At 72.6% G+C, this 25315-nt stretch carries 18 protein-coding genes and 3 pseudogenes; 3 read left to right on the top strand and 18 right to left on the bottom strand.

Translation table 11 applies throughout. The features are described 5' to 3' along the window. Nucleotides 1-159: 159 nt before the first annotated feature. Nucleotides 160-675: a DinB family protein gene (locus tag ACFXI4_RS43385; protein ID WP_362729361.1), complete on the top strand. Its 516-nt coding sequence runs from the start codon at nt 160-162 to the stop codon at nt 673-675. Here ACFXI4_RS43385 and ACFXI4_RS43380 read toward each other — a convergent pair. The 5 genes and pseudogenes from ACFXI4_RS43380 to ACFXI4_RS43360 form a co-directional block, all read right to left on the bottom strand. Continuing rightward, nucleotides 657-1727, bottom strand: a complete 1071-nt coding sequence (locus tag ACFXI4_RS43380) for an adenosine deaminase (RefSeq protein WP_385002882.1) — start codon at nt 1725-1727, stop codon at nt 657-659. The two genes, ACFXI4_RS43385 and ACFXI4_RS43380, sit on opposite strands and share 19 nt — an antisense overlap. Before the next feature lie 38 nt (nt 1728-1765). Next, entirely contained in the window at nt 1766-2158 is a 393-nt protein-coding gene (locus ACFXI4_RS43375) for a VOC family protein (protein ID WP_362729357.1), read from the bottom strand. 140 nt (nt 2159-2298) lie between these two features. After that, complete coding sequence (locus ACFXI4_RS43370) at nt 2299-3228, bottom strand: M56 family metallopeptidase (protein ID WP_385002879.1); 930 nt, start codon at nt 3226-3228, stop codon at nt 2299-2301. Then, entirely contained in the window at nt 3225-3608 is a 384-nt protein-coding gene (locus ACFXI4_RS43365) for a BlaI/MecI/CopY family transcriptional regulator (RefSeq protein ID WP_385002876.1), read from the bottom strand. The genes ACFXI4_RS43370 and ACFXI4_RS43365 overlap by 4 nt, the downstream gene beginning before the upstream one ends. Before the next feature lie 184 nt (nt 3609-3792). Beyond that, a pseudogene (locus ACFXI4_RS43360) lies at nt 3793-4416 on the bottom strand (aldehyde dehydrogenase family protein); the annotation flags it as partial. Between the two features lie 231 nt (nt 4417-4647). Here ACFXI4_RS43360 and ACFXI4_RS43355 point away from each other — a divergent pair. Next, nucleotides 4648-5687, top strand: a pseudogene (locus ACFXI4_RS43355) (acyl-CoA dehydrogenase family protein). A gap of 18 nt (nt 5688-5705) precedes the next feature. Here the strand turns inward: ACFXI4_RS43355 and ACFXI4_RS43350 are convergent. The 10 genes and pseudogenes from ACFXI4_RS43350 to betA all read right to left on the bottom strand — a co-directional run bounded on the left by ACFXI4_RS43350 (nt 5706) and on the right by betA (nt 21174). Continuing rightward, a complete protein-coding gene (locus tag ACFXI4_RS43350) occupies nt 5706-6311 on the bottom strand; it encodes a sarcosine oxidase subunit gamma (RefSeq protein ID WP_385002873.1) in 606 nt (201 codons plus the stop codon). After that, the gene (locus tag ACFXI4_RS43345) at nt 6301-9576 is read right to left on the bottom strand and encodes a sarcosine oxidase subunit delta family protein (RefSeq protein WP_385002869.1); all 3276 of its coding nucleotides are present in this window, start codon (nt 9574-9576) and stop codon (nt 6301-6303) included. Before ACFXI4_RS43345 ends, ACFXI4_RS43350 begins: the two co-directional genes overlap by 11 nt. A gap of 11 nt (nt 9577-9587) precedes the next feature. After that, nucleotides 9588-10820, bottom strand: a complete 1233-nt coding sequence (locus ACFXI4_RS43340) for a sarcosine oxidase subunit beta family protein (protein WP_385002866.1) — start codon at nt 10818-10820, stop codon at nt 9588-9590. Further along, nucleotides 10817-10960, bottom strand: a pseudogene (locus ACFXI4_RS43335) (serine hydroxymethyltransferase); the annotation flags it as partial. The pseudogene ACFXI4_RS43335 and the gene ACFXI4_RS43340, both read right to left, overlap by 4 nt. Before the next feature lie 218 nt (nt 10961-11178). Beyond that, nucleotides 11179-13617, bottom strand: coding sequence for an FAD-dependent oxidoreductase (locus ACFXI4_RS43330; RefSeq protein ID WP_385002863.1), 2439 nt, complete (start codon nt 13615-13617; stop codon nt 11179-11181). 204 nt (nt 13618-13821) lie between these two features. Next, nucleotides 13822-14787: an ABC transporter substrate-binding protein gene (locus tag ACFXI4_RS43325; RefSeq protein ID WP_385002860.1), complete on the bottom strand. Its 966-nt coding sequence runs from the start codon at nt 14785-14787 to the stop codon at nt 13822-13824. 14 nt (nt 14788-14801) lie between these two features. Next, nucleotides 14802-16775 carry an ABC transporter permease gene (locus tag ACFXI4_RS43320; protein WP_385002857.1) on the bottom strand — a complete coding sequence of 658 codons (1974 nt, stop codon included), beginning with the start codon at nt 16773-16775 and terminating at the stop codon, nt 14802-14804. After that, nucleotides 16775-17896, bottom strand: a complete 1122-nt coding sequence (locus ACFXI4_RS43315; protein ID WP_385002854.1) for a glycine betaine/L-proline ABC transporter ATP-binding protein — start codon at nt 17894-17896, stop codon at nt 16775-16777. Before ACFXI4_RS43315 ends, ACFXI4_RS43320 begins: the two co-directional genes overlap by 1 nt. Before the next feature lie 19 nt (nt 17897-17915). Next, the gene (locus ACFXI4_RS43310) at nt 17916-19385 is read right to left on the bottom strand and encodes an aldehyde dehydrogenase family protein (RefSeq protein ID WP_385002851.1); all 1470 of its coding nucleotides are present in this window, start codon (nt 19383-19385) and stop codon (nt 17916-17918) included. A gap of 109 nt (nt 19386-19494) precedes the next feature. Then, nucleotides 19495-21174: a choline dehydrogenase gene (betA, locus tag ACFXI4_RS43305; protein ID WP_385002848.1), complete on the bottom strand. Its 1680-nt coding sequence runs from the start codon at nt 21172-21174 to the stop codon at nt 19495-19497. Between the two features lie 151 nt (nt 21175-21325). On the opposite strand from betA, the gene ACFXI4_RS43300 reads away from it, so the two are divergent. Next, nucleotides 21326-22123: an IclR family transcriptional regulator gene (locus ACFXI4_RS43300; protein WP_362728158.1), complete on the top strand. Its 798-nt coding sequence runs from the start codon at nt 21326-21328 to the stop codon at nt 22121-22123. 6 nt (nt 22124-22129) lie between these two features. Here ACFXI4_RS43300 and ACFXI4_RS43295 read toward each other — a convergent pair whose 3' ends face one another. The 3 genes from ACFXI4_RS43295 to ACFXI4_RS43285 are packed head-to-tail and all read right to left on the bottom strand — an operon-like array spanning nt 22130 to nt 24835. Then, entirely contained in the window at nt 22130-23263 is a 1134-nt protein-coding gene (locus ACFXI4_RS43295; protein ID WP_385002844.1) for an aromatic ring-hydroxylating dioxygenase subunit alpha, read from the bottom strand. A 52-nt stretch (nt 23264-23315) separates the two neighbouring features. Further along, nucleotides 23316-24476, bottom strand: coding sequence for an NAD(P)/FAD-dependent oxidoreductase (locus ACFXI4_RS43290; RefSeq protein WP_385002841.1), 1161 nt, complete (start codon nt 24474-24476; stop codon nt 23316-23318). After that, a complete protein-coding gene (locus tag ACFXI4_RS43285) occupies nt 24473-24835 on the bottom strand; it encodes a bifunctional 3-phenylpropionate/cinnamic acid dioxygenase ferredoxin subunit (protein WP_385002838.1) in 363 nt (120 codons plus the stop codon). Before ACFXI4_RS43285 ends, ACFXI4_RS43290 begins: the two co-directional genes overlap by 4 nt. Nucleotides 24836-25315: the final 480 nt, after the last annotated feature.

Below are 25315 nucleotides of genomic sequence, written 5' to 3'. Positions count from 1 at the left end.
CCGCCGAGGCCGGCACCCGGGCGCCGTACGCCTGGAACCGGGAACACCCGGCCCGGGTGGGGCGGCGAGCCGGGTCCGTCCGCCCGGCAGGGTCCGCCGGGATTCCACGGAAGCCGGATTCCGGACGCACGAAGCGCCGCGATGCGCGATCGTGGTCACATGCATGCAAGGGACATCCTCATCGACGGCTTCGGCCGCATCCAGGAAGAAGTCCACGCCGCCCTCGACGGCCTCGACCCCGACCTGCTCAACAGGCCCCCGGCGCCCGGGGCCAACTCCATCACCTGGCTGGTCTGGCACCTCACCCGGATCCAGGACGACCATGTCGCCGACGCCTTCGACCTCGACCAGGTGTGGCTGGCCCAGGGCTGGGAGAAGCGTTTCGGCCTTGACCTGCCGCCCCGTGACCACGGGTACGGCCACACCCCCGCGCAGGTCGCGAAGGTCACGGTGGACTCCGGCGACCTGCTGACCGGCTACTACGACGCGGTGCACGAGCAGACACTGGGGGTGCTGCGCGAGCTCCCCGCCAAGGATCTCGAACGGGTCGTGGACACCCGCTTCGATCCGCCGGTCACGCTGGGCGTCCGGCTGGTGAGCGTCCTGTCCGACGATCTCCAGCACGTCGGACAGGCCGCCTATCTGCGGGGGCTGCCTCAGAGCACGGACGCGTAACCCGGCAGGACGACGTCCTCGATGAGGGCCGTGCGCTCGTCGAACGGGATGAAGGCGCTCTTCAGCGCGTTCACCGTGACCGTGCGCAGGTCCTCGGCCGTCCAGCCGGCCTCGTCCACCAGCAGGGACATCTCCCGGGTCATCGTCGTCCCCGACACCAGCCGGTTGTCGGTGTTGAGGGTGACCCGGAAGCCCAGCTCCTTCAGCGCGGTGATCGGGTGCCCGGCGACGGAGGAGGCACAGCCGGTCTGGAGGTTGGAGGTCGGGCACATCTCCAGGGCGATCCGGCGGTCGCGCACCCAGCTCGCGAGGCGGCCGAGCTTGCCGTCGACGATGTCCTCGGTGATCCGCACCCCGTGCCCGATGCGCTCGGCGCCGCACACCTGGACCGCCTGGTGGATGCTGGGCAGGCCGTGCGCCTCACCGGCGTGGATGGTGAAGGGCACGCTCTCGCGGCGCAGGTGCTCGAAGGCGGCGAGGTGGTCGGCGGGCGGGAAGCCGTCCTCGGCGCCGGCGATGTCGAAGCCGACGACTCCGGCGTCGCGGTAGGCGACGGCGAGCGCGGCGGCCTCGCCGACCCGGTCGAACATCCGCATGCCGCACAGCAGGGTGCCGACCCGGACCGGGGTGCCCGCCGCGGCGGCCTTCGCCATTCCCGCGGCGAGTCCCTCCTGCACGCTCTCCACGACCTCGCCCATGCCGAGGCCGCCCTTGACGTTCAGCTCCGGTGCGTAGCGCACCTCGCCGTACACCACACCGTCGGCGGCGAGGTCGAGGACGTACTCCTCGGCGACGCGGCGCAGCCCGTCCTTGGTCTGCAGGACGGCGAGGGTGTGCTCGAAGGTGGCTATGTACCGCACCAGATCACCGGAGTCGGCGGCCTCGAGGTACCAGGCGGCCAGCTCGTCCGGGTCGGTGGTGGGCAGCGTGTGGCCGACCTCGGCCGCGAGCTCGACGAGGGTGGCGGGGCGCAGGCCGCCGTCGAGGTGGTCGTGCAGGACGGCCTTGGGGAGGCGGCGGATCACATCGGCGTCTACGCGCGTAGCAGTCATGGCGGAGCTTTCCTCGGCAGGTGGTTCCGGTGGGTCGGTCAGAGGGCGGGCTGGAGCAGGTCCCAGCGGTTGCCGTACAGGTCCTGGAAGACGGCGACACTGCCGTACGGCTCGTGCCGCGGCTCCTCCAGGAAGGTCACGCCGGCGGCGGTCATCCGGGCGTGGTCGCGGGCGAAGTCGTCGGTGTGCAGGAAGAACCCGACACGCCCGCCGGTCTGGTCGCCGACGCGAGCACGCTGCTCGTCGTCCTTGGCGCGGGCGAGCAGCAGTCCGGTGCCGTCCCCCTCCGTCCCGGGCGCCACGACGACCCAGCGGGACCCGTCCGGCCGCGGCGCGTCCTCGACCAGCCGGAACCCGAGGGCCTCGGTGTAGAAGCGGATCGCCTCGTCGTAGTCGCCGACGACGAGGGTGACCAGGGCGACGCGTCGCATGGGGGCCTTTCGGTGGAGCGGTTAGCGGAAGAGGTTATACGTAAAACTTGCCGGACGCCAGTCGTCTGTCTCCGCAGGCCCCGGCTGGGACGCGGGGAGCGGGGTCCCCGGACCGCGCCGGTCGGCGGTGTGTGAACGCCCTACCGCCGTGCTTCCCCCTGCGCGACCTCCACCCGATGGTGGAGGTCGGCCATCCCGGTCGCGGAAGCGGCGCACGACAGCACGGCGCACGCCACGAGCAGCGCCGCGAATCCGGAACCGGCCCGGCGCCGGCCCCGCGGCGCGGCCAGCAGCGCCGCCACTCGTCGCGGCACCGGCCCCGACGCCGCCCCCGACACGAACGCCGGCCGCACGGTCCCTCTGTACTGTCCCGCCAGCGCGGCCCGCGCGATCGCACGGGCGGTCAGCCGCCGGTCCCCCACCGTGCGCGCCGCGGCCTCGTCGGCGACCCGCTCCACGGCCAGTCGCACCTCGGCCCGGACCCGCCGCAGCGCGGGATGGCAGTGCGCCGCGAGCTCCGCGGCGGCCAGGAAGTAGTGATGGCCGCCGCGGTTGTGCGCCCGTTCGTGCGCGAACAGCGCCTCCCGTTCGGGTCCGTCCAGGCTGCGCAGCATCCCCGTGGTGACGACGATCCGGTGCGGCCGTCCGGGCAGCGCGTACGCGTCCGGAACCGGCGACTCCACCACGCACAGATCACCCGCGGCCGGTCGCTGCCCGGCCTCCGTACGAGCGGCGCGGAAGGCGCGGGCCTGCCGCAGCACCCACCGGGTGCCGGTCCCGGCCCAGACCGCGAGTGCGCCGGCCGCGAGGGCCGAGAGCGGCAGGGCGTAGCGGTCGGAGAGCGTGTGCAGCGGCCGGATCAGCTCGCCGAGCGACGCGAAGAACGGCAGCCTGAGCAGCCCGGCCAGCAGGAACGCGCCGAGCGCGGTCAGGGCGCAGCCCGCGAGGGCGACGGCTGCGGCGGTGATGACCCAGAGGGCGGCGGCGGGCGCCAGCCGGTCCAGAGCCCGCCGGGCGAGCGCGGGCAGCGTGAACGGCACCAGCAGCGGCAGGATCAGCAGTACGGTCATGACGCCCCGGGCCGTTCGCCGGCGTCGAGCAGACTCCGCAGGAGACGCTCGTCGTCGGGGCTGAGCTGGGCGACGAACCGGGCGAGCACGGCCTCCCGGTCGGCGTCGCGGTCCAGTTCGCTGTGCATCCGCTTGGCGGTCAGGCCCTGCGCGTCCTGCACGGGGAAGTAGGCGAAACCGCGGCCCTGACGGTGCCGGCCGACCACGCCCTTGTCGTGCAGCCGGGTGAGGATCGTCGTCACGGTGGTGCGGGCCAGGTCCGTGCCGAGGCTGTGCTGGACCTGTCCGGGGGTCTGGGGCTCGCCGGCGGCCCAGAGGGCCGCCATGACGCTCGCCTCCAGCTCACCGGCGGGCCGGCGTTCGTCCTTCGCGTCGGCCATGGAAGGTCCGTCACCCCTTCTTCCTCGTACCAGGTCTCGCAGACCGTCTACGGCAGTGTAGGCGGACGGACGGCACGCGCCGCCCGTGAGCCCGTCCCCCAAAGACGCCGCGGGCGGCGGCGGAGGCCCGTCGCCGGGGCGTGCGGTACCGCAGGCCTGGGGCCCTCGCGCGAGGTGCGCGGGGGATCCGGCCGACGACGTCGTTGCCGGTGCAGAAGATGTGGTCGAAGCGTTCGGCGAGCAGGGCCGTGGTCTCGGGGACACGCCTCGACGACGGCGACGGCGACGGCCTTCGAGACAGGCCGGCAGCAGGCGGGCCGGCGCGGCCGAGGTCGCCGGGGCCGGCTCGCTGGGCCTGGCGACGACCGCGTTGCCCGCGGCGAGGGCTCCGGACACCGGGGCGAGCAGCAACTGGGCCGGGCAGTTCCACGGGGCGATGACGAGGACGACGCCGGGGGTCCCGGACGGAGTCCGGGGGAGGGGCGTACTGCGCCCAGGCGCTCGCGTCGCCGCCCAGGTGCGCCGGGACGGGGGCGGGTTCGGGACGCAGCCGCTCCGCCAGGTGGTCCAGGCTGTGGCCGATCTCGCGGACGGTGAAGTCGATCTCCGTGCGGTGCGCCTCGGTGGCGCTCCTGCCCAGGTCCGCGTGGAGAGCGGCGGCCAGCTCGTCGCCGCCCTGCGTGAGCAGGGCGCGCGGTCGGCGCAGCCGGCCGGTGGGCCGTTCGACGGGCTTGGTGCGGCCGGTGCGGAAGGCGGCGCGCAGCCGCGCCACGACGTCGGCGGGCTGCTCGGGGGCGGACTGGTTCACGGATGCCGTGCTGGTGGTGCGTACGGGCCTGGCGGCCCGGCTGGATGCCGATCAGTCGGATGCATAGTGCAACCTTTCAGGGGCCGAAGCAGATTCCGCCACCACGCAACCCCTCTCGGCCGCGCCCCCGCCCGCACTCCCGCCGGCAGGCCGCTCAGCCGGCCGCCTTCCACACGAACGGCGGGTCCCCGGATCGGCACCCCGCCCCGGACAGCCGGAAGAATCCCGTCCATGACCATCTCCGCGCATCCGCTCGTCATCCGCGCCCGGGAACTCGCCGACAGCCTCCTCTCCCCCGCCGCGGAGCGCGTCGATCAGGAGGGAGTGCCGGTGAGCCACTCGAGGCGGTCAGAGGCTCGGGCCTGCTCGGCCTGAACGCTCCGGTGGCCTACGGCGGGTCGGCGGCGCCCGCGGCCGTGGCGCGGGAGACGGCGGAGATCCTGGCCGGGGCGTGCTGCTCGACCTGGTTCGTGCAGACCCAGCACCACACTCCGGTGCTGACCCTGGCCCAGGCCGAACTGCCCGTCCGGGAGCGGCTGCTGGGTCCGCTGGCGCGGGGCGAGCTGCTGTCCGGGGTGGCGTACGCGCATCTGCGGTCGTACCCGCGGGTCCCGGTGCGGGCCCGGCGCGAGGGCGGCGCCTGGCGTTTCCACGGCACCGTCCCCTGGTACACCGGCTGGGGCCTGAACGACGTGCTGCTGCTGGCCGGGGTCACCGAGGACGACGAAGCCCTGTTCGCCTTCGTCGAGGCACGGGAGCAGCCGGGGCTGCGCCCGTCGGAGCCGATGCGGCTGGCCGCGCTCACCGCGTCCCGGACCGTCTCCCTGGACCTGGACGGCCTGCGGGTACCCGAGGACGCCGTCGCGCGCCGCATGCCGTACCGGGACTGGGCGGCGACGGACCGTCCGAGGACCCGCGACGCCAACCCGGCGGTCTTCGGGATCACGGCGGCGGCCCTGGCCCTGCTCGGCGACGAGTACGCCGCACCGCTGCGGGCCCGTGCCGACGAGGTCCGCCGCCGGGCCTACGCGCTCGCGGACCATCCGGTGCCGCAGGAGCACGGGGCGCAGCGGCTGGCGCTGCGGGCCGAGGCGTTCACGCTGATGCGTACGGTCACCACGGCGGCCTTGGTGACCGGCGGCGGCCGGGCGATGTCCGTCACCGCCCGCGCTCAGCGGCTGGCCCGGGAGGCCCTGTTCCTCCTGGTCCAGGGCCAGACCGCGGAATCACGCACGGCCCACCTGGAGCGGCTCGCGCAGGAATCCCGCTGAGACGACGGCGGGCGCCGCTCAAGCGTGTTCGACGGCCGCGTCCAGCAGCCAGTCCACCAGGTAGCCGGCGAAGGAGGAGCGCACCAGCACCCAGAAGCCGCCCCGGCTCCCGTCCCGGGCGACCAGCACGACCTGGGTGCGGGCGAGGGTGGTCTGGGCGCATCGGCCGGGGCCGAAGGCGCGCGGGTGCAGGTCCAGCGCACAGCCGTGGGACAGCAGATCACGGGCGCGGGGTCCGCCGACCAGCAGGGTGGTGCGCTGGGCGGAGACATCGGTGACGGCGACCGGCTCGTCCCCGGCCGCCGACCGGATCCGGCGCTCCAGGTCCCGCTCGGTGCCGGGCCTGCCGACCACCAGCCACTCGTCCGGACCCAGCCGCACCGCGCTCACCTCCCCCGCGTGCACCACGGTGTCGGGTTGCGGGGGCAGGGTGAGTCCCAGGGCCGCTCCGACCGCGTCCGCCGCCGGGCCCTTGGCGTCCAGGCGGACGTTCACCTGCGCCAGGAAGGGGAGTTCGGCCAGCCGAACCGCGCCCCGGGAGGCGCGGGTGACGCCGGCCAGCCGGTGCGCGGCATCGGCCAGCGGGCTGCGCGGCGCTGCGGCCGGGGCGGTGTCAGCCGTCACGGCGGGCTCCCTCGGGGTCGTAGAGGACGGGACCGGCGACGGTCACCGGCAGCAGCCGGGCGCCGACGGGTGCGTAGAGACGGTCGCCGATGCGGTCCCGGCCACCCTTGACCAAGGCCAGCGCGAAGGTCCGGCCGAGCGCCGCGCTGCGGTAGCTGGAGGTGACGTGGCCGAGCATCGGGACGGGCGGGGCGGGCAGTTCGCGCCCGGCGACCAGCTGCGTGCCTTCCGGGAGGAGGGCGCCGGGATCGTCCGTGAGCAGGGCGACCAGCTGCTTGCGGCCGGGGCGGGCGGTGTCGGGGCGGGTGTGGGAGCGCTTGCCGATGAAGTCGGTCTTCTTCCTGGACACCGCCCAGCCCATGCCGAGGTCCTGCGGGGTGACCGTGCCGTCGGTGTCCTGGCCGACGATCGGGTAGCCCTTCTCGGCACGCAGGACGTGCATGGTCTCGGTGCCGTAGGGGGTGATGCCGTACGGCTCCCCCGCCGTGCACAGCACCTCCCACAGCGCGCCGGCCCGCCACGGCGACACGTTGATCTCGTAGGCGAGTTCGCCGGAGAAACTGATCCGGCACACCCGGGCGTCGAGGCCGGCGACCGCGGTCTGCCGCCATGTCATGAAGGGGAAGTCGTCGTTGGACACGGCGAGCCGGGGTGCGAGGGAGCCGAGGACCTCGCGGGACCTCGGGCCGACCAGGGCGACCGTGGCCCAGTGTTCGGTGACCGAGGTGCAGTGCACCCGCAGGCCGGTCCACTCGGTCTGCAGCCACTCCTCCATCCAGTCCAGGACGGCCGCCGCGTTGCCGGTCGTGGTGGTGACCAGGAACCGGTCCGGGGCCAGCCGGATGACCGTGCCGTCGTCGAAGACCATTCCGTCCAGGCGGCACATCACGCCGTAGCGGATGCTGCCGACCTTCAGGGTACTGATCATGTTGGTGTAGAGCCGCTCCAGGAAGAGCGCGGCGTCCGGACCCTGCACGTCGATCTTGCCGAGCGTGGAGGCGTCCATGAGGGCCACGCCCTCGCGGGCGGCACGGCACTCGCGCAGCACGGCCGTCTCCCTGTCCTCGCCGTCCCGCGGGTAGTACCAGGGCCGCTTCCACTGCCCGACGTTCTCGAACAGCGCGCCGTGTTCGACGTGCCAGCCGTGCAGGGCGGTCGTGCGGACCGGGTCGTGGAGCGCGCCCCGGTGGCGGCCGGCGAGGGCGGCGAAGGCGACGGGGGTGTAGGGCGGTCTGAAGGTCGGCAGGCCGAGCGCCGAGACGTCCACGCCGAGGAGTTCGGCGACGACCCCGCTCGCCAGCACCCCGCCGGTCTTGCCCTGGTCGCCCGCGGTGCCGGCGGTGGTGTAGCGCTTGGTGTGCTCCACCGAGCGCAGGCCCGCGCCGGTCGCCCGGGCCAGGTCGGCGACGGTGACGTCGCGCTGGAGGTCGACGAAGCGGGGGGCGCCGGTGGCGGTCGGGATCGTGAACACCTGCATGGGCGGGGTGTAAGGCTGGGCGGTGACGGTGGGGAGGGCGGGGCTCCGGGCGGCGTAGCCCTCCGCCTCGGCCGCGCGGGCGCCGGCCGCCGCGCCCTGGGCGAGGGCCGTGGCGAGGTCGAACGCCCCGTTCGCGGCGCCCGCGGCCACCACCGCCTGACGGCAGCCGTCGGGGACGAACGTGCCGAGCGTCTCGTCGTGGCGGAGCCTGCCGCCCGCCTGGCTGAACAGGTGCGCGACCGGGTTCCAGCCGCCGGATACGAGGAGCAGGTCGGCGGCGAACTCCCTTTCCCCGCCGGGGCCGTGGAGGGGGGCGACGGTCACGGAGGTGAGCCGCGTATCACCCGTCGTGCCGGTGACCGCGCCTGCGGCCAGCACCTCGATCCCGGCGGTCCGGGCGCGTTCGGCCCACTCCCCCGGCTCCGGCCGGGTGTCGGCGATCGCCGCGATCTCGGCGCCGGCCGCCGCCAGGTCGAGTGCGGCGCGGTAGGCGCTGTCGTTGGTGGTGAACACCACCGCGCGGCGGCCGGGCACCACGGCGTACCGGTGGAGGTAGGTGCGGGCGGAGGCGGCCAGCATCACACCCGGGCGGTCGTTGTCGCCGAACGCGAGGGACCGCTCGTGGGCGCCGGTGGCGAGGACGACGTGCCGGGCGCGGATCCGCCAGACGCGTTCGCGGGAGACGTGCGCGGGGGCGGCGGCGCCGAGGTGGGCGGTGCGGCGCTCGACGGCGAGGAGGTGGTTGTCGTCGTAGTGGCCGAAGACGGTGGTGCGGAGCAGGACGCGGACCTCGGGGGCGGCTTCGAGGCGGCCGCGGGTCGCGGCCACCCAGTCGGGGTGCTCGCCGGTGCCCAGGAGGCTGCCGCCGGGCTCCGGCTGGTCGTCGGCGAGGATGACGCGGGCGCCGCCGGTGGCCGCGGCCGCCGCCGCCGCGAGGCCGGCCGGCCCGGCGCCGACGACCAGCAGGTCGCAGTGGGCGTGTACGGCGTCGTAGCGGGCCGGGTCGGGTTCGGTGGCGAGCCGTCCCCGGCCGGGGAGGCCGGTGGCCACCAGGCCGTCGTACAGCTCGACGGTGGTGGCGGGGAGCATGGGTTCGGGGAAGGGGGCCTCGATCTGGACGACCGCGTTGGGTTCCTCCGGGCCCGCGGTGAAGATGCCGCGGGGGCGGCCGAGTCTGACGCTCGTGGCGGCCCGGACGACACCGTTGGCGAGGAGGGCGGAGGCGAGGGTGTCGCCTCGGTAGCCCTGGTGTTCGGTGCCGTCGAAGGTGAAGGTGAGGGGGGCGGTGCGGTCGATCCGGCCGCCGGTGGGGGTGCGGTAGGGCCCCGCGCTCCGGCCGCGGACGGACGCGGTGCCCCCGCCGCCCCTGCCCCTCCCGTCCTGAAGGGGCGCCGCCGCCACGGCCCCGCCGGCGCCCGCGCTGCCGGATCCCCCTTCGCCCTGGGGGGCCTTGTCCTCGAACGCCGGACCGGCCGGATTCGACGGGCGGGCCGCAATCGGCGGACGGGGCCGGACGGTTGCCGGGCGCGGCTCCCCCGGGCGGTACACCGTCAGGATCTCGTTCGTCGACGTGTCGCGTACGGCGTTGAACCATCGCCGGCAGCCTGCCGTGTGGGCCCAGCGTTCGGCGAAGGGGCCCTTCGGGTTGGCGCGGAAGAAGAGGTACCGGGCCCACTCCTCGTCGGTGAGGGACGCGGGGGTCTCGGGGTAGGGCACGTGGGCCTGGCCGCCGTAGTGGAACTCGGCCTCGTCGCGGGGCCCGCACCACGGGCAGGGGATGAGCAGCATGGTGGGGCTCCCTAGTGGGCCACCGCGGCCGCGCCGTGCTCGTCGACGAGCGCGCCGGTGGTGAAACGGTCGAGCGAGAAGGGGGCGTTGTGGGTGTGCGGGGTGTCGTGCGCGATGGTGTGGGCGTAGACCCAGCCGACCCCGGGGGTGGCCTTGAAACCGCCGGTTCCCCAGCCGCAGTTGAGGTAGAGGTTGGCCACCGGGGTGAGGCCGACTATGGGTGAGGCGTCGGGGCTGACGTCGACGATGCCGCCCCAGGTGCGCAGGACGTGGGCGCGGGCGAAGACCGGGAAGAGTTCGAGGGCGGCGGCCATCTGCTCCTCGATGATGTGGAACGCGCCGCGCTGGGTGTAGGAGTTGTACGCGTCGATGCCCGCGCCCATCACCAGCTCGCCCTTGTGGGCCTGGCTGACGTACACGTGGACCGCGTTGGACATGACGACGGTGGGGTGCACCGGCTCCAGCAGCTCCGATACGAGTGCCTGCAACGGGTGGCTCTGGAGCGGGAGTTCGATGCCCGCCATGGCGGCGAGGACGGAGGTGTGGCCGGCCGAGCACAGGGCCACCTTGCCGGCCGCGATCGGGCCGCGGCTGGTCTGGACGCCGACCACCCGGCCGGCCACCACGTCCACGCCGGTGACCTCGCAGTTCTGAATGATGTCGATGCCGGCCGCGTCCGCGGAGCGGGCGAAGCCCCAGGCCACGTAGTCGTGCTTGGCGATGCCGGCGCGCGGCTGGTAGGTGCCGCCGAGGACCGGGTGGCGCACCTCGGGCGAGGTGTTGACGATCGGGCAGACCTCTTTGACGCCGGCCGCGTCGAGCCACTCGGCGTCCACTCCGTTGAGGCGGTTGGCCTCGACCCGGCGGACGCCGTCGCGGACGTCCTGGAGGCTGTGCGCCAGGTTCAGCACGCCGCGCTGGGAGAAGAGGATCGGGTAGTCGAGTTCCTCCTCCAGGCCCTCCCAGAGTTTCAGCGCGTGCTCGTAGATGGCGGCGCTCTCGTCCCAGAGGTAGTTGGAGCGGATGATGGTGGTGTTGCGGGCCATGTTGCCGCCCGCCAGCCAGCCCTTCTCCAGGACCGCCACGTCGGTGATGCCGTGGTTGCGCGCCAGGTAGTGGGCGGTGGCGAGGCCGTGTCCGCCGCCGCCGACCACGATCACGTCGTACGAGCGCTTCGGCTCGGGGGTGCGCCACAGGAAGTCCGGGTGGTCGGGGAGGTCGGCGCCGGGGGTGCGGGGGCTCATCGGACGTCTCCGTCGTGCGGCAGGTGCGGGTAGAGCGGATGCCCGGCGGCCAGTGCCCCGGCGCGGGCGCGCAGGGCGGCAAGGTCCGGGCCGGACTGGAGGGCCAGGGCGATCACGTCGGACACCTCGGCGAAGTCGGCCTCTAGTTCGGCACGGAGCGCGGCGTGGACCTCGGGGTCGAGCTCGGCCAAGGGGGTGTTCAGCGCGTTCATCTGAGTTTCGCGATCCTTTCGAACGACCTTGGCGAGGGTGCGCCCCAAAGGGGCGCTGGGGGTCCCCCCGGCCGAAGGCCGGGGGGAGGAACTGCGCGGCCCTTCACGACGAGCCTGCGGCCGAACGCCGACGCCACCCGGATCCGTCACCCACGAAGACGACTCATCCCCGGGTCGAACAACGGCTCCTCGGCCACTACCGCGTCCACGCGCTCGTCGAAGTAACCGATCTGAACCCCGGTTCCCGGCACCGCCAGCTCAGCCGGCAGCCACGCGTAGGCGATCCCCTTGCCGACGGTGTAGCCGTACGCCGCGCTGGTCACGTAACCGACCGCGCGCTCACCGTCGTACACCGGCTCCTTGCCCATGACGACGGCCCGGGGGTCGTCGACGGTGAGGCAGCTCAGCCGGCGCCGCACCTCCGCCCGGCGCCGCTCCAGCGCGGCCCTTCCGACGAACTCGCCCTTCCCCGGCCTGACGGCGAATCCGACTCCGGCCTCGTAGGGGTCGTGCTCGTAGGTCATGTCGGTGCCGAAGGAGCGGTAACCCTTCTCCAGGCGCAGGCTGTTGAAGGCGCCCCGGCCGGCGATGATCCCGCCGAGCGGCTCGGCCGCCCGCCACAGGGTGTCCCAGAGCTTCGCGCCCTGGTCGGCGGTCGTGTACAGCTCCCACCCGAGTTCACCGACGTAGGACAGCCGCATCGCGGTGACCGGTACCGAGCCGACGAAGGCACGTCTGGCGCGGAAGTACCTGAGGCCCTCGTCGGAGAAGTCCTCGTCGGTGAGGGGCTGGAGGACCTCCCGGGCGAGCGGGCCCCACAGGCCCACGCAGCAGGTGCCGGGGGTGATGTCGCGGACCTGGACCCCGCCGTCGGCGGGCAGGTGGCGGGTGAACCAGTCGAGGTCCAGGTTGCCGTTGGCACCGACCTGGAAGAGGTCGTGGGCGAGACGGGCGACGGTGATGTCGCTGCGGATGCCACCGTCGTGGCCGAGGAGCAGGGTGTACGTCACCGAGCCCACGGACTTGGCGACCTTGCCGGTGACGAGGCCCTCCAGGAATCCGGCGGCGCCCGGGCCGGTGACCTCCAGCCGCTTGAGGGCGGTCATGTCGTACAGCGCGACGGTCTCGCGGGTGACCTGGGCCTCGGCGCCGACGATCGGCGACCAGTAGCGGGCCGCCCAGTCGTTCGGGGTGGGGATCGAACGGCCTTCGGTCAGAGGGGCGTTGGCCTCGTACCACTGGGGGCGTTCCCAGCCGTTCGCCTCCAGGAAGAACGCGCCGTGCTCCCGCTGGCGGGCGTAGAAGGGGCTGGTGCGGATCGGGCGCGGGTCCCCGCCCGGCTGGAGGGGGTGCAGGATGTCGTAGACCTCGACGAAGTTCCGGCAGTCGCGGGCCAGGACGTACTCCGGGGCGAGTTGGTGCGGCTCGAAGCGGTTGACGTCGCACTCGTGCAGGTCGAAGGACGAGCAGTGGCCGTCCACCAGCCATTCGGCGACGGCCCGGCCGACGCCCGCGGAGTGGGTGACCCAGACCGCCTCGGCCACCCAGAAGCCCTTGACGTCCGGGGACTCGCCGAGCAGCGGGTAGCCGTCGGTGGTGAAGGAGAACAGGCCGTTGATGCCCTCCTCGAGCTTGGCCTCGCGGGTCGCGGGGAGCAGTGACCGGGTCTCGGCCCAGGCGCCCTCGAAGTCCTCCTCGGTGAACTCCAGGACGGAGGGCATCTGTCCGGCCTCGTGGAGGGAGCGGATGTCGTCCGCCGCGACGGGCATCGGGCGGTGGCCGTAGGAGCCGATGCCGAGGCCGTCGAAGCGGTCGCGGTAGTAGAGGCCGGCGTCCTGGTGGCGCAGGATCGGGCGGACGGCCTCCTCGGTCTGGCCGGCGAGGACGGGCACCGGGCCGGTCCAGGCGAGCTGGTGGGCGAGCGGGGTGAGGGGCAGGTTCATGCCGACCATGCGGGCGATCCGCGGGCCCCAGATGCCGGCGCAGCAGACGACGATGTCGGCGGGGATCTCGCCCTGGTCGGTCACCACCGCGGTGACGGCGCCCTCGTCGTGGCGCACGTCGAGGACCTCGTGGCGGGCGAGGAAACGGACGCCGCGGCCGGTGGCCCGGCGGATCTGGGCCTCGACGGCGAGCACGGCCTTGGCGATGCCGTCGGTGGGGACCAGGAGGCCGCCGAGGACCCGGTCCGCGTCGAGCAGCGGGTGCAGTTCGACGCACTCCTCGGGGGTGACGACCCGGGCCTCGACGCCCCAGGCGGTGATCCAGCCGTGGCGGCGGTGGAGTTCGGCGAGGCGCTCGGGTCCGGTGGCCACTTCGAGGCCGCCGACCTGGAGGAAGCAGGGCCGGCCGTCGACGTCCAGGGAGCGGAACTTCTCGACGGTGTAGCGGGCCAGTTCGGTCATGGTCTTGGACGGGTTGGTCTGGAAGACCAGGCCGGGGGCGTGCGAGGAGGAGCCCCCGGTGGCCGGCAGGGGGCCCTGGTCGACCACGGTCACCTCGGTCCAGCCGCGCGCGGAGATCTCGTCCGCGAGGGCCGCTCCCACGACGCCCGCTCCGATGATGACCACTCGGGGTCCCGCCATCGCCCAACCTCCGAACTTGAGACCGGTGCAGTCGCCTTGGACGCGCAGTTGCTTCGTACGCAACGTGATTCAGGCTGCGCAACTCAATGTGCCCGTCGTCGAGGAGGGGTGTCAAGAGGCCCGGTGACGTCGGGAAACGGCTCGAAGGCGGGCGCCGAACGGCAACGCCCGGCGGGCGTACTGGACCGGCCCTTTCGCCCCTCGTTACTTCAGCCAGGCCTCGACCTTGTCGCGGTTGGCGTCGACCCACTTCTTGGCCGCCGCGTCGTCGGACATCTTGTCGACGGCGATGTACCTGGCCACCGTGTTCTGGTCGTCGTTGGTCCAGTTGAACTTCTTCACCAGGTCGTACGCCGGGCTGCCCGACTTGGCGAAACCCGCGCTGACGATCTTGTCCAGGTCGTAGACGGGATAGTCGCAGGCCACCTTCGCCGCGTCGGCGTCACAGCCCGACGTGTACGTGGGCAGGTCCACCTTGACCAGCGGCACCTCGGAGAGGAACCACTGCGGTTCGTAGAAGTAGCCGATGAGCCACTGCTTGTTCTTCTCGGCCGTCCGGAACGCCTGGATGAGCGCGGTCTCGCTGCCCGCGTACACCACCTTGAAGTCCAGTTTGAGGTTCTTCACCAGAGCGGCGTCGTTGGTGACGTACGACGGGTCGCCGTCGAGGAGTTGCCCCTTGCCGCCCGACTCGGACGTCTTGAACCGGGCGGCGTACTTGTCGAGGTTCTGCCAGTTCTTGATGTCCGGGTGCGCCTTGGCGAGCCACGGCGGGACGTACCAGCCGATGATGCCCTTGTTGCCGGTCGAGCCGGCCTCGACGGCCGTCTTCTGCCCGGTGACGAACTTCTTCTTCAGATCGTCGTGGCCCCAGTTCTCCAGGACGGCGTCGACCTCTCCGGTGCCGAAGCCCTGCCAGGCGATCTCCTCCTTGAGGTCCTTCTTCTGCACCGTGCAGCCGAGGTCGTGTTCCGCGACGTACGCGACGACCGCCGCGTCCGCCTCGTAACCCACCCACGGGTTGACGGCCAGGTTGAAGGTGCCGCACTTGCCGCCCGAGGACTTCGAGCCGGCCGCGCTGTCCTCCCCGACCTTCGCCCCGCCGCAGGCCGTGAGGGTGAGGCCGAGGACGGCCAGGGAGGCCGCGCCCATTCGCCAGTGTCGTGCCATGGTGTCGGTGCTCCTTATGCCCGGGTGCGTCGCGCCGCAGCCTGAGTGATCCGGTCGAACATGACTCCGAGCAGTACGATGGCGAGCCCTGCCGCCAGCCCCTTGCCGTACAGCTCGCCCTGCGAGAAACCGGCCACGACGTCGTAGCCGAGGGCGCCCGCGCCTACCAGGCCGCCCACCACAACCATCGACAGCACGTAGATCAGGCCCTGGTTGGTGGCGAGGGTCAGGGCGCCGCGTGCCATCGGCAGCTGGACCTTGGTGATGATCTGCCAGGTGTTGCATCCCGCCGAGGTGGCCGCCTCCACGGTGGCCTCGGGCACGTTCCGCACCCCGTCCGCGATGATCTTTACGGCGACGGGTGCCGCGTAGACGACGGCCGCGACGATCGCCGTGAAGCGGGTGGCGCCGAAGAGCGCCAGGAACGGCACGAGATAGACGAACGGCGGCATGACCTGGGCGGCGTCCAGGGTGGGCCGGATCAGCCGGTCCGCCCACGCGCTGCGGCCCATCCACACGCCGACGACGACGCCGAGCAGCATGACCAGCACGGTGGCCACGGCGGTCGAGGCGAGGGTGGTCACGCTGTCCGACCACAGGCCCGTGCCGACGAGCAGCCCGACGCAGGCGCCCGCCGTCACCCCGGCGCGCCATCCGCCGAGGACCGTGCCGAGAGCCACCAGGGTGGCACCGACGAGCCACCACGGGGAGTCGGTGAGAAGCGTCTGGAACGGGTTGAGCAGACCGTTGGTGAGCGCGTCCCGCACCCCGTTGGTCAGGCCGGAGAGGTGGTCCTGGAGCCAGGTGGTCGTGGTGTCGGCGGCGCTCGCGACATGGGTGCCCACACTGCCGTCACCGGGGAACTCCGCGGCCCAGACGTAGGTGTGGGAGAGGTACACGAGGACGGCGGCAGCGATGCCGCCGGCCGCCAGCAGCGGACGGCGCCACCTGGCGAACGGGCCGCCGGTGCGGCGGACCTCGGTACGCACGGCCGCGGCCGTGGTGACCCGGTCGAGCACGATCGCCATGACGACGATGGCGAGTCCGGCGTTGAAGGCGGTGCCGACGTCGAGGGACTGCAGGGCCTGGACGACCGTCTTGCCGAGGCCGGGCGCGTCGATCAGGGCGGCGATGGTGACCATGGCCAGAGCGGCCATGATGGTCTGGTTGACGCCCATGACCACCGTGCGCCGGGACATCGGCAGCAGCACCTTCAGCAGTTGCTGCGCCCGTGTGGCGCCTAGCGATTGGGCCGCCTCCACGCTGGTGCCGGGCACCGAACGGATCGCGTGCGCGGTGATCCGGATGGCGGGCGGTGCCGCGTAGATCACCGTGGTGATCACCGCGGAGGCCCCTCCGATGAGGAAGATCAGGGTCAGCGGGGCGAGGTAGACGAAGGTCGGCATCGTCTGCATGAAGTCCAGCACGGGCGTCATGATCCGGTTGAACCGGTCGGAGAGGCCGGCCCAGACGCCCAGCGGGATGCCGATGAGCAGGGCCACCAGGACCGCCGACAGGGTCAGCCCCAGGGTGTCCATGCTCTCCTGCCACAGGCCCTGCAGCCCGAAGAAGGTGAACCCGGCCGCGGCCAGCAGCGCGATTCGCCAGTTGGCCACGGCCCAGGAGACGTAGGCGGCGAGTCCGACGACGCCGAGCCAGCCGATCTGCGGGACCGGGCGGGAGCCGCTGGGCTGGGAGATCAGCGACTGCACGAAGGTCACCAGGTTGTCGATGACCAGCCGGATCTCGTTGAAGAAGTAGAGGAAGACCGGGTTGGAGTTGCGGTGGGCGCCGATGCTGTCGTTGACGTCGTTCAGTCGGCGGTGCAGCCCGGTGAGATCGGCGGCGGCCAGGGTCAGCGTCTGGTGCCCGCGCAGCACGGTGAAGAGCACCAGCCAGACGACCAGGACCGCCGCCACCACCAGGGGACGGCTCACGTGGCGGCGCGGGGTGACGACGGGCGCGGTCGCGTCGGCGACGGCGGCCATCAGGCGCCGCCCCCCTGTCCCGCGACGACGGCTCCGGCCCCGGGGTCTCCGGCGACGACGGCGAGGATCTCCTCGTCGCCGACGATGCCGACCAGCTTGCCGTGCTCGACGACCTTGACCGGTTTCTCGGCGGCGAGCACCGCCCGGGTGGCCTCGCGCACCACCACGTCCGGACCCAGCTCCGGGCCGTCCAGGGCGTCTTCGGGCGTGACGGGCCGCATGATCCAGCGCAGGGTGAGGACGTCGCCGCGCGGTACGTCCTTCACGAAGTCCCGTACGTAGTCGTCCGCCGGGGCGCCCACGAGTTCGTCGCCGGTGCCGCACTGGACCGTCCTGCCGTCCCGCATGATCAGGATGCGGTCGCCCAGTTTCAGTGCCTCGTTGAGGTCGTGGGTGATGAACACCATGGTCTTGCCGACCTCGTGGTGCAGCCGGACCACCTCGCTCTGCATGTCACGGCGGATCAGCGGGTCGAGCGCGGAGAACGGCTCGTCGAAGAGGAGGACGTCGGGGTCGCCGGCCAACGCCCGTGCCAGGCCGACACGTTGCTGCATGCCGCCGGAGAGCTGGTCGGGGTAGGAGTTCTCGTACCCGGCGAGGCCCACCAGTTCGACGACCTCCATGGCCTTCTCCGTCCGTTCGGCCCGGCTCATACCGCGGATCTCCAGGCCGAACGCCACGTTCTCGACGACCCTGCGGTGCGGCAGCAGACCGAAGTGCTGGAAGACCATCGAGAACTTGCTGCGCCGCAGTTCCCGCAGCCGCCGCGGGTCGGCGCCCCGGATGTCCTCGCCCTCGAAGACGACCTCCCCGGCTGTGGGTTCGATCAGCCGGGTCAGGCAGCGCACCAGGGTGGACTTGCCGGACCCGGACAGGCCCATGACGACGAAGACCTCGCCCGGCGACACCTCGAAGCTCACGTCCCGGACGGCTGCGGTGCAGCCGGTGCGGTCCATCAGCTCACGGCGGGTCAGTCCGCACAACTCCTCGGATTCCGGCACCTGGTCGGCCTTCGGCCCGAACACCTTCCACAGCCGGCGCACGGAGATGACCGGGGTGCGGTCCCCGGGGTCCTCGGACGTGTCGCGCCGCTGCGGCACCTCGGTCTGGGCTGGGGTCATGGTCGGCCTCTTTTCGCCGTCAGCCGCGGAACCAGTGCTGCGGCCGGGGGTGGATGTTCTGCCAGACGTGCTTGGCCTCCCGGTACTCGTCCAGGCCGGCCGGTCCCAGTTCGCGGCCGACGCCCGAGTGCCCGAAGCCGCCCCATTCCGCCTGCGGCACATAGGGGTGGTAGTCGTTGATCCACACGGTGCCGTGGCGCAGCCTGCGGGCGACCCGCTGCGCCCTGCCCGCGTCCTGCGTCCAGACGGCTCCGGCGAGGCCGTACTCCGTGTCATTGGCGATGCGGACGGCGTCGTCCTCGTCCCGGAAGCGCTCCACGGTGAGCACGGGCCCGAAGGACTCCTCGTGCACCACCCGCATGTCCTGCCGGCACTCGTCGAGGACGGTCGGCGGGTAGTAGAAGCCGTTCGCCAGCGCGGGGTCGTCGGGGCGCGCACCGCCGCAGCGCAGCACGGCGCCCTCGGCCAGACCGGCGGCTACGTACGCCTCGACCTTCTCGCGGTGCTGTGCGGAGATCAGCGCCCCGGTGTCGGCCTCGGGGTCGAAGGGGCCGCCCAGGCGGATGAGCCGGGCGCGGCGCACGACCTCGTCGACGAAGGCGTCGTGGACCCTGTCCTCGACGATCAGCCGGGCGCCGGCCGAGCAGACCTGCCCGGAGTGCAGGAAGACGGCGGTGAGGGCGAAGTCGACGGCGGTGTCGAAGTCGGCGTCGGCGAAGACCACGTTGGGGTTCTTGCCGCCGAGTTCGAGGGCGACCTTCTTCACCGTGGCGGCCGCGGCGGCCATGAGGCGCCGGCCGGTGGGCAGTCCGCCGGTGAAGGACACCAGGTCGACGGCCGGGTGGTCGGCGAGCGGTGCGCCCGCCTCGGGGCCGGCGCCCAGCACCAGGTTGGCGGCACCGGCCGGAAGGCCCGCCTCGGCGAGGGCCTTCATCAGCAGGACCGAGGTGGAGGGGGTGAGTTCGCTGGGCTTGAGGACGACGGTGTTGCCCGCGAGCAGGGCCGGGGCGACCTTCCAGGAGGCTTGCAGGAGAGGGTAGTTCCAGGGGGTGATCAGGCCGCAGACGCCGACGGGCTCGTAGGTGACCCGGCTGAGCGCGTCGTCGCGGCCGGTGTCGACCACCCGTCCGGCGCTGGTGCCGGCGATGCCGCCGTAGTAGCGGAAGCAGGAGACGACATCGGCGATGTCGTACTCGCTCTCCACCAGGCGTTTGCCGGTGTCGAGGGACTCGGCGCGGGCGAATTCCTTGGCGTCGCGCTCGATGACGCCCGCGGTGCGCAACAGCAGCGCGCCCCGCTCCCGCTCGGGGGTGCGCGGCCAGGGGCCGTCGTCGAAGGCGCGCCGGGCCGCGGCGATCGCGGCCTCGGTGTCGGGGCGGGTCGCCTCCGAGACGGTGGCGACCAGGGTGCCGTCCGCCGGACAGCGGATCTCGCGGCGCCCGCCGGCCGCCGCCGCGCGCCATTCACCATCCACATACAGATCTGCCACGGTCGCGCCCTTCGAGCCCGAATTCGTTGCGCATTGTGCATTTGATTGCTTTTGGGGGAACACCCTGACGAACGGACCGACCGCCGTCAAGAGGACCGGCGAGAGTGCGCTACCCGGCCTGTTTCCGGGTGTCGGGGTGCCGGTGGTAGGCGGCTTCGGACGCGGGCAGCGGTTCTCTGCCGAGGACGATGTCGGCCGCCTTCTCGGCGATCATCATCACCGGGGCGTAGATGTTGCCGTTGGTGACGTACGGCATCACCGAGGCGTCCACCACGCGCAGTCCGTCCACCCCGTGCACCCGCAGGGTCAGCGGGTCCACGACGGACATCGCGTCGGTGCCCATCTTGCAGGTGCAGGAGGGGTGCAGGGCGGTCTCGCCGTCCTTGGCGACCCAGGCGAGGATCTCCTCGTCCGTCGCCACGGCCGGGCCGGGCGAGATCTCCCCGTCGTTGTAGGGGGCGAGGGCGGGCTGGCCGAGCAGTTCGCGGGCCACCCGGACCGCCTCGACCCATTCGCGGCGGTCCTGTTCGGTGGAGAGGTAGTTGAAGCGCAGCGCCGGGTGTTCGCGGGGGTCCCTGCTCCGGATCTTCACCGAGCCGAGCGCGTCGGAGTACATGGGCCCGACATGGACCTGGTAGCCGTGGCCGCCGGCGGGCACGGAGCCGTCGTAACGGACCGCGACGGGCAGGAAGTGGAACATCAGGTTGGGGTAGTCCACCTCCTCGTTGCTCCGGCAGAAGCCGCCGGCCTCGAAGTGGTTGGTGGTGGCCGGTCCCTTCCGGAACAGCCACTGCAGGCCGATGAGGGGAGCGCGCCACTTCGCCAGGTACGGCTGCACGGAGACGGGTTGCTTGCAGGCGTACTGGATGTAGACCTCCAGGTGGTCCTGGAGGTTCTCGCCGACGCCCGGCAGATCGTGGACGACGTCGACGCCGAGGGCGCGCAGTTCCGCGGCGTTGCCGATGCCGGAGAGCTGGAGCAGCTGCGGGGAGTTGATCGCGCCGCCGCACAGGATGACCTCGGCGGCCCGGACCTGCCGGAGGGCGCCCCTGCCCCGCTGGAACTCGACGCCGACGGCCTTCTTCCCCTCGAAGAGGACACGGGTGACGAAGGCGCGGGTCCTGACGGTGAGGTTGGGACGCTTCCTGGCGGGCTTGAGATACGCCTTGGACGCGGACAGCCGGCGGCCGCGGTGCACGGTGCGGTCGAACTTGGCGAAGCCCTCCTGGCGGTAGCCGTTGACGTCGTCGGTGGGCGGGTAGCCCGCCTCCTCGGTGGCCTTGAGGAAGGCGGAGAAGAGCGGGCTCCGCGCCGGGCCGCGTTCCAGCACGAGCGGTCCGTCATGGCCGCGGAACTCGTCGTCGGGGTCGGCCGCCAGGCAGTTCTCCATCCGGCGGAAGTAGGGCAGGCAGTGGGCGTAGTCCCAGGTCTCCATGCCGGGATCGGCGGCCCAGCGCTCGTAGTCCATGGGGTTGCCGCGCTGGAAGATCATGCCGTTGATGCTGCTGGAGCCGCCCAGCACCTTGCCGCGGGCGTGATAGATGCGGCGGCCGCCCATGTGGGGCTCCGGCTCGGACTCGTACTTCCAGTCGTAGAAGCGGTTTCCGATGGGGTACGTCAAGGCCGCGGGCATGTGGATGAACACGTCCCACGGGTAGTCCGGGCGGCCCGCCTCCAGCACCAGCACCCGGTTGCCGGGATCGGCCGAGAGCCGGTTCGCCAGGGCGCTGCCGGCCGAGCCGCCGCCGACGATGACGAAGTCGTACTGCACGTCCTGCAAGGGAGCCATACCGCCTCGTCCCGCTCGTGCCCGTCGATGTGCGCGGCATGCTAGTACGGGTATCGCTATGCGCACCAGGTTGCGAACAACGCAACTTGTAAGATCTTTGTTCACATCGCGTTACTTGGGTGCTGTTGTTTACTCCGCGTATAGTTCCGTCATGAGCAACTACAGTCCGGACACCGAAACGCACGGCTCATCCTCCGGCGGCGTGCAGTCCGTCGACCGCGCCATCAGCGTCCTGGAGATCCTCGCCCAGCGCGGCGAGGCAGGCGTGAGCGAGGTGGCGGCCGAGATCGATGTACACAAGTCGACGGCGTTCCGGCTGCTCGGCGCCCTGGAGGCGCGCGGTCTGGTGGAGCAGGCGGGCGAACGGGGCAAGTACGCGCTCGGGTTCGGCATCGTGCGTCTGGCGGGCGCCGTCACGGGCCGTATCGACGTCACCCAGCAGGGCCGTCAAGTGTGCGAGCGGCTCGCCGAGGAGATCGGCGAGACGGTCAACATCGCGGTGATGCAGGAGCATTACGCGATCAACCTCTACCAGGTGCGCGGCACGGCCGCGGTCACCGCCCACAACTGGGTGGGCCAGCTGACCCCGTTGCACGCCACCTCCAGCGGCAAGATCATGCTGGCCCACCTGCCGGCGGGGGAACGGGCCGCGCTGATCTCCGACGGCGGCCTGAAGAAGCTCACCCCGCACACCCTCTCCGCCAGGACGAAGCTGGAGAGGAACCTCGCCGAGGCCCGGGAGCGCGGCTACGCCTGGACGCTGGAGGAGCTGGAGATCGGCCTGCACGCCATGGCGGCGCCGATCCGGGACCGGGAGGGCAAGGTCATCGCGTCGATCAGCGCCTCCGGACCGTCCTACCGGTTCACCGAGGAGCGGATGCACGAGCTGGCTCCGTCGCTGGTCGAGGGCGCCGCCGAGATCAGCCACCGGATGGGGTTCCTGGGCTGAGCGCCCTCACTCCGGCTGCCGGGCGCCGAGCCGCTGGTGGACCCAGTCGTGGAAGGCGCGGATGTGGTGTTCGCTGGGCACCAGCACACCGCCCCTGGCGTACAGCCGTGAGCTCATCCCGGGCTGGGTGCGCTCGCAGGCGTCGAAGTCCTGGCGGTTGACCCGGTCGAAGAGCTCCACGGACCGGCTGACGTCCTTGCCGCTCGCCACCACCTGCGGAAGGTAGAGCCAGTCGCACTCGACGACCGTCCGGTCCACGGCCACCGGGTACATCCGGTGGAAGATCACGTGGTCGGGTACGAGGTTGATGAACACCTGCGGTTTCACGGTGATCGCGTAGTACCGCCGGTCCTGGTCCGCGGCGACCGAGGGGATCCGGTCGAGCCCCTCGGAACCGTCGACGGTGAAGCCCTGGATGCCGGTGCCGAACTCGGCGCCGTGGCCCACGTAGTACTGCGCCGCGTACCCGTCGGCGAACTCGGGCAGCACCTCGGTCAGTTCGGGGTGGATGGTGGCGCAGTGGTAGCACTCCATGAAGTTCTCGACGATCAGCTTCCAGTTGGCCCGCACGTCGTAGACGATCCGCCGGCCCACCGTGAGGTGCCCGATGTCGTAGTGCTCGATCGCCGCGATGTCGCCCAGCCGCTCGACGACGGCCCCCGCCACGTCCTCCTCGAAGGACGGCGGGTCCTGCGCGAGGCAGACCCACACATAGCCCAGCCACTCCCGCACGGCCACGCCCACCAGGCCGTACTCGGTGCGGCCGACGTCGGGCATCCTGGTGAGGTTGGGGGCCGCGGCCAGTCTGCCGTCGAGGTCGTAGGTCCATGCGTGGTACGGGCACTGGAAGGCGCGCCTGACCTCACCGGCCTCCTCGGTGCACAGCCTGGCTCCGCGGTGCCGGCAGACGTTGAAGTAGGCGCGTACCGAGCCGTCCCGGGCCCGGGTGACGAGGATGCTCTCGCGGCCCACGTCCACCGTGCGGAACGCGCCGGGCTTCGGCAGGTCCGCCGCACGGGCGACACAGAACCACATCGCCTCGAAGATGCGCTCCTGCTCCTGGGCGAAGATCCCGGGATCCGTGTACGCGGCACCGGGGAGGGTGGCGATCAGGCTGTCCGGCAGGCTGGTCGAGGTCACGGTGCACTCCTCGGAGAACGTCGTGGATCGATGGGACGGCGCGGGCGCCCGGTCAGGACGCGGTGCCGAACTGCTTGCGCAGGCGGGTGAACAGCCGCGGCTGGTCCATCGCGAGCACGGCCACCGGCCGGCCCGCCCGCCGGTAGACGGCGAGGAAGCTGCGGTCGCCGGTCGAGCCCTCCTCGACCGTCACCTCGTCGGCGCCGGCCGCGTGCCCGACGAACTGGATCCGCACGCCGTACTGGTCGGACCAGAAGTACGGGGGCCTCGGGACGCCCGGTTCCCCCGCCCCGTGCGCGAGGAGCGCGGCGACGGCCACGGCCGGCCGCTCCAGGGCGCCGGTCCAGTGCTCGACCCGGCGATGCCCGCCGGTGCGCGGGTCGTACCAGTTGGCGCAGTCGCCCACGGCGACCACCGCGGCCACACTGCTGCGCCCGTCGGCCCCGCACTTGACGCCGTTGTCGAGCGCGACGCCGGAGCCCTCCAGCCACTCGACGCAGGGGCGCGCCCCCACCCCGACGACGACGGTGTCGGCGGGCACACTGCGGCCGTCCTCCAGGAGAACCGCCGTCACCCGGCGCTCGCCGCTCAGCCCCTTGACCCCGGCCCCGCACAGCAGCCGTACCCCGTGGTCGGTGTGGAGGGCGGCGACGACGGCGCCCATGGCCGGGCCGAGCGGTCCGGCCAGCGGGGCCGCCGCGGCCTCGACCACGGTCACGTCGAGCCCGAGGGCGTACGCCGTGGCCGCCACCTCGGCGCCGACGAACCCGCCGCCGATCACCACCAGCCGGCCGCCCCGGGCGAGGTCCTCCCGCAGGGCACGGGCGTCGTCGAGGGTGCGCAGCACATGGACCCCGGCCAGGCCCCCGGTGCCGGGCAAAGTACGGGCGGCGGCACCGGTCGCGACGACCACGCCGTCGGCGCGGACCTCGCGGCCGTCGGCGAGCCGGATCGCCCGTCCGGTGCGGTCGAGCCCGGTGGCGCGGGCCCCGAGCAGCCACTCCGCGCCGAGTTCCTCGTCGTCCCGCTCCAGCGCCAGGTCCGCCTCGCCGAGGGTGCCGGCCAGGAACTCCTTGGACAACGGCGGCCTGTCGTAGGGGCGATGGGGCTCGTCGCCGATGACGACCAGCCGGCCGTCGTACCCCCGTTGCCGCAGTGCGCGCGCGGCCGACAGTCCGGCCAGCGAGGCGCCCACCACGGCGACGGTCCTCACGCGGCGCCCCCGGCCAGCCGTGCGGTGACGCACGGCGGCAGGGCGGGGGCGTCCGCGGACAGCCGGACGTAGACCGTGCCGTCCTCGACGACGACCGTGTGGGTACGGACCGGGCGCTTGGCCGGGGGTGCGTCCACGGCGCCGGTGCGCAGGTCGAACGTCGAGGCGTGCAGGGGGCATTCGACTCCGCGGCCCTCCAGCCAGCCGTCGGCGAGCGAGGCGTCCTGGTGGGTGCACGTGTCGTCGATGGCGAAGAGCTCGCCGTCCTCGGTGTGGAACACCGAGACGGGTGGGTCGATATCGAGCCGACAGGCCTCGCCTCGCGGCAGATCCGCGAGGCGGCACGCGGGAATCATCATGACACCTCGGTGCGTATAGCGAAACGGAGTGCGATGAGCGCAACGTCAGTCTGCGGGCGGCTCCGAAGCGTTGTCAAGGCGTTCATCCGCCGGTTCGCACGGGTCGCCGCGCCGGCTCGCAGGGGCCGCCGCTGCCGCTCCCGGGCATGCCGAAGTGCCCCGGGAATCAGGGGTGAACAGGGGGAAGGGGATCTCTTCGAGGGGGTCGGCGGCGGTACGGCGGAGGACCGCGGCCGATACGCCCCGGGCTCCTCGCCCGAGCGCCGCCGGGCGCGGGGCGGCACCGCGGAGCGACCGCCCGGACGCGTTCACGGCCTCGTCGGGTGGATGGCCCGGGGTACGGGGTCACGGGCGTGGCGGGTACGGCACCTGGCGTCGCTCTCAAGGGAGTTGCCGGTGCGGAGGCCGAGGCCCGGCACCTGCCGGCTCGGCAGGCGACACCCCGGCCGGGGGGGGGGGGGGGGGGGCCCCCCCCCGGGC

The organism is Streptomyces sp. NPDC059224, from assembly GCF_042754285.1.
GTDB lineage: Bacteria > Actinomycetota > Actinomycetes > Streptomycetales > Streptomycetaceae > Streptomyces.
The sequence above is the reverse complement of the archived record's forward strand: the minus strand, read 5'-3'. Positions and strand labels throughout refer to the sequence as shown.

What these genes read in the sequence shown, in the direction of transcription:
- ACFXI4_RS43385 (WP_362729361.1), top strand. Translation starts at nt 160, where the DNA reads ATGCATGCAAGGGACATCCTCATCGACGGCTTCGGCCGCATCCAGGAA.
- ACFXI4_RS43380 (WP_385002882.1), bottom strand. Translation starts at nt 1,727, where the DNA reads ATGACTGCTACGCGCGTAGACGCCGATGTGATCCGCCGCCTCCCCAAG.
- ACFXI4_RS43375 (WP_362729357.1), bottom strand. Translation starts at nt 2,158, where the DNA reads ATGCGACGCGTCGCCCTGGTCACCCTCGTCGTCGGCGACTACGACGAG.
- ACFXI4_RS43370 (WP_385002879.1), bottom strand. Translation starts at nt 3,228, where the DNA reads ATGACCGTACTGCTGATCCTGCCGCTGCTGGTGCCGTTCACGCTGCCC.
- ACFXI4_RS43365 (WP_385002876.1), bottom strand. Translation starts at nt 3,608, where the DNA reads ATGGCCGACGCGAAGGACGAACGCCGGCCCGCCGGTGAGCTGGAGGCG.
- ACFXI4_RS43345 (WP_385002869.1), bottom strand. Translation starts at nt 9,576, where the DNA reads ATGCTGCTCATCCCCTGCCCGTGGTGCGGGCCCCGCGACGAGGCCGAG.
- ACFXI4_RS43340 (WP_385002866.1), bottom strand. Translation starts at nt 10,820, where the DNA reads ATGAGCCCCCGCACCCCCGGCGCCGACCTCCCCGACCACCCGGACTTC.
- ACFXI4_RS43330 (WP_385002863.1), bottom strand. Translation starts at nt 13,617, where the DNA reads ATGGCGGGACCCCGAGTGGTCATCATCGGAGCGGGCGTCGTGGGAGCG.
- ACFXI4_RS43325 (WP_385002860.1), bottom strand. Translation starts at nt 14,787, where the DNA reads ATGGCACGACACTGGCGAATGGGCGCGGCCTCCCTGGCCGTCCTCGGC.
- ACFXI4_RS43320 (WP_385002857.1), bottom strand. Translation starts at nt 16,775, where the DNA reads ATGGCCGCCGTCGCCGACGCGACCGCGCCCGTCGTCACCCCGCGCCGC.
- ACFXI4_RS43315 (WP_385002854.1), bottom strand. Translation starts at nt 17,896, where the DNA reads ATGACCCCAGCCCAGACCGAGGTGCCGCAGCGGCGCGACACGTCCGAG.
- betA (WP_385002848.1), bottom strand. Translation starts at nt 21,174, where the DNA reads ATGGCTCCCTTGCAGGACGTGCAGTACGACTTCGTCATCGTCGGCGGC.
- ACFXI4_RS43300 (WP_362728158.1), top strand. Translation starts at nt 21,326, where the DNA reads ATGAGCAACTACAGTCCGGACACCGAAACGCACGGCTCATCCTCCGGC.
- ACFXI4_RS43285 (WP_385002838.1), bottom strand. Translation starts at nt 24,835, where the DNA reads ATGATGATTCCCGCGTGCCGCCTCGCGGATCTGCCGCGAGGCGAGGCC.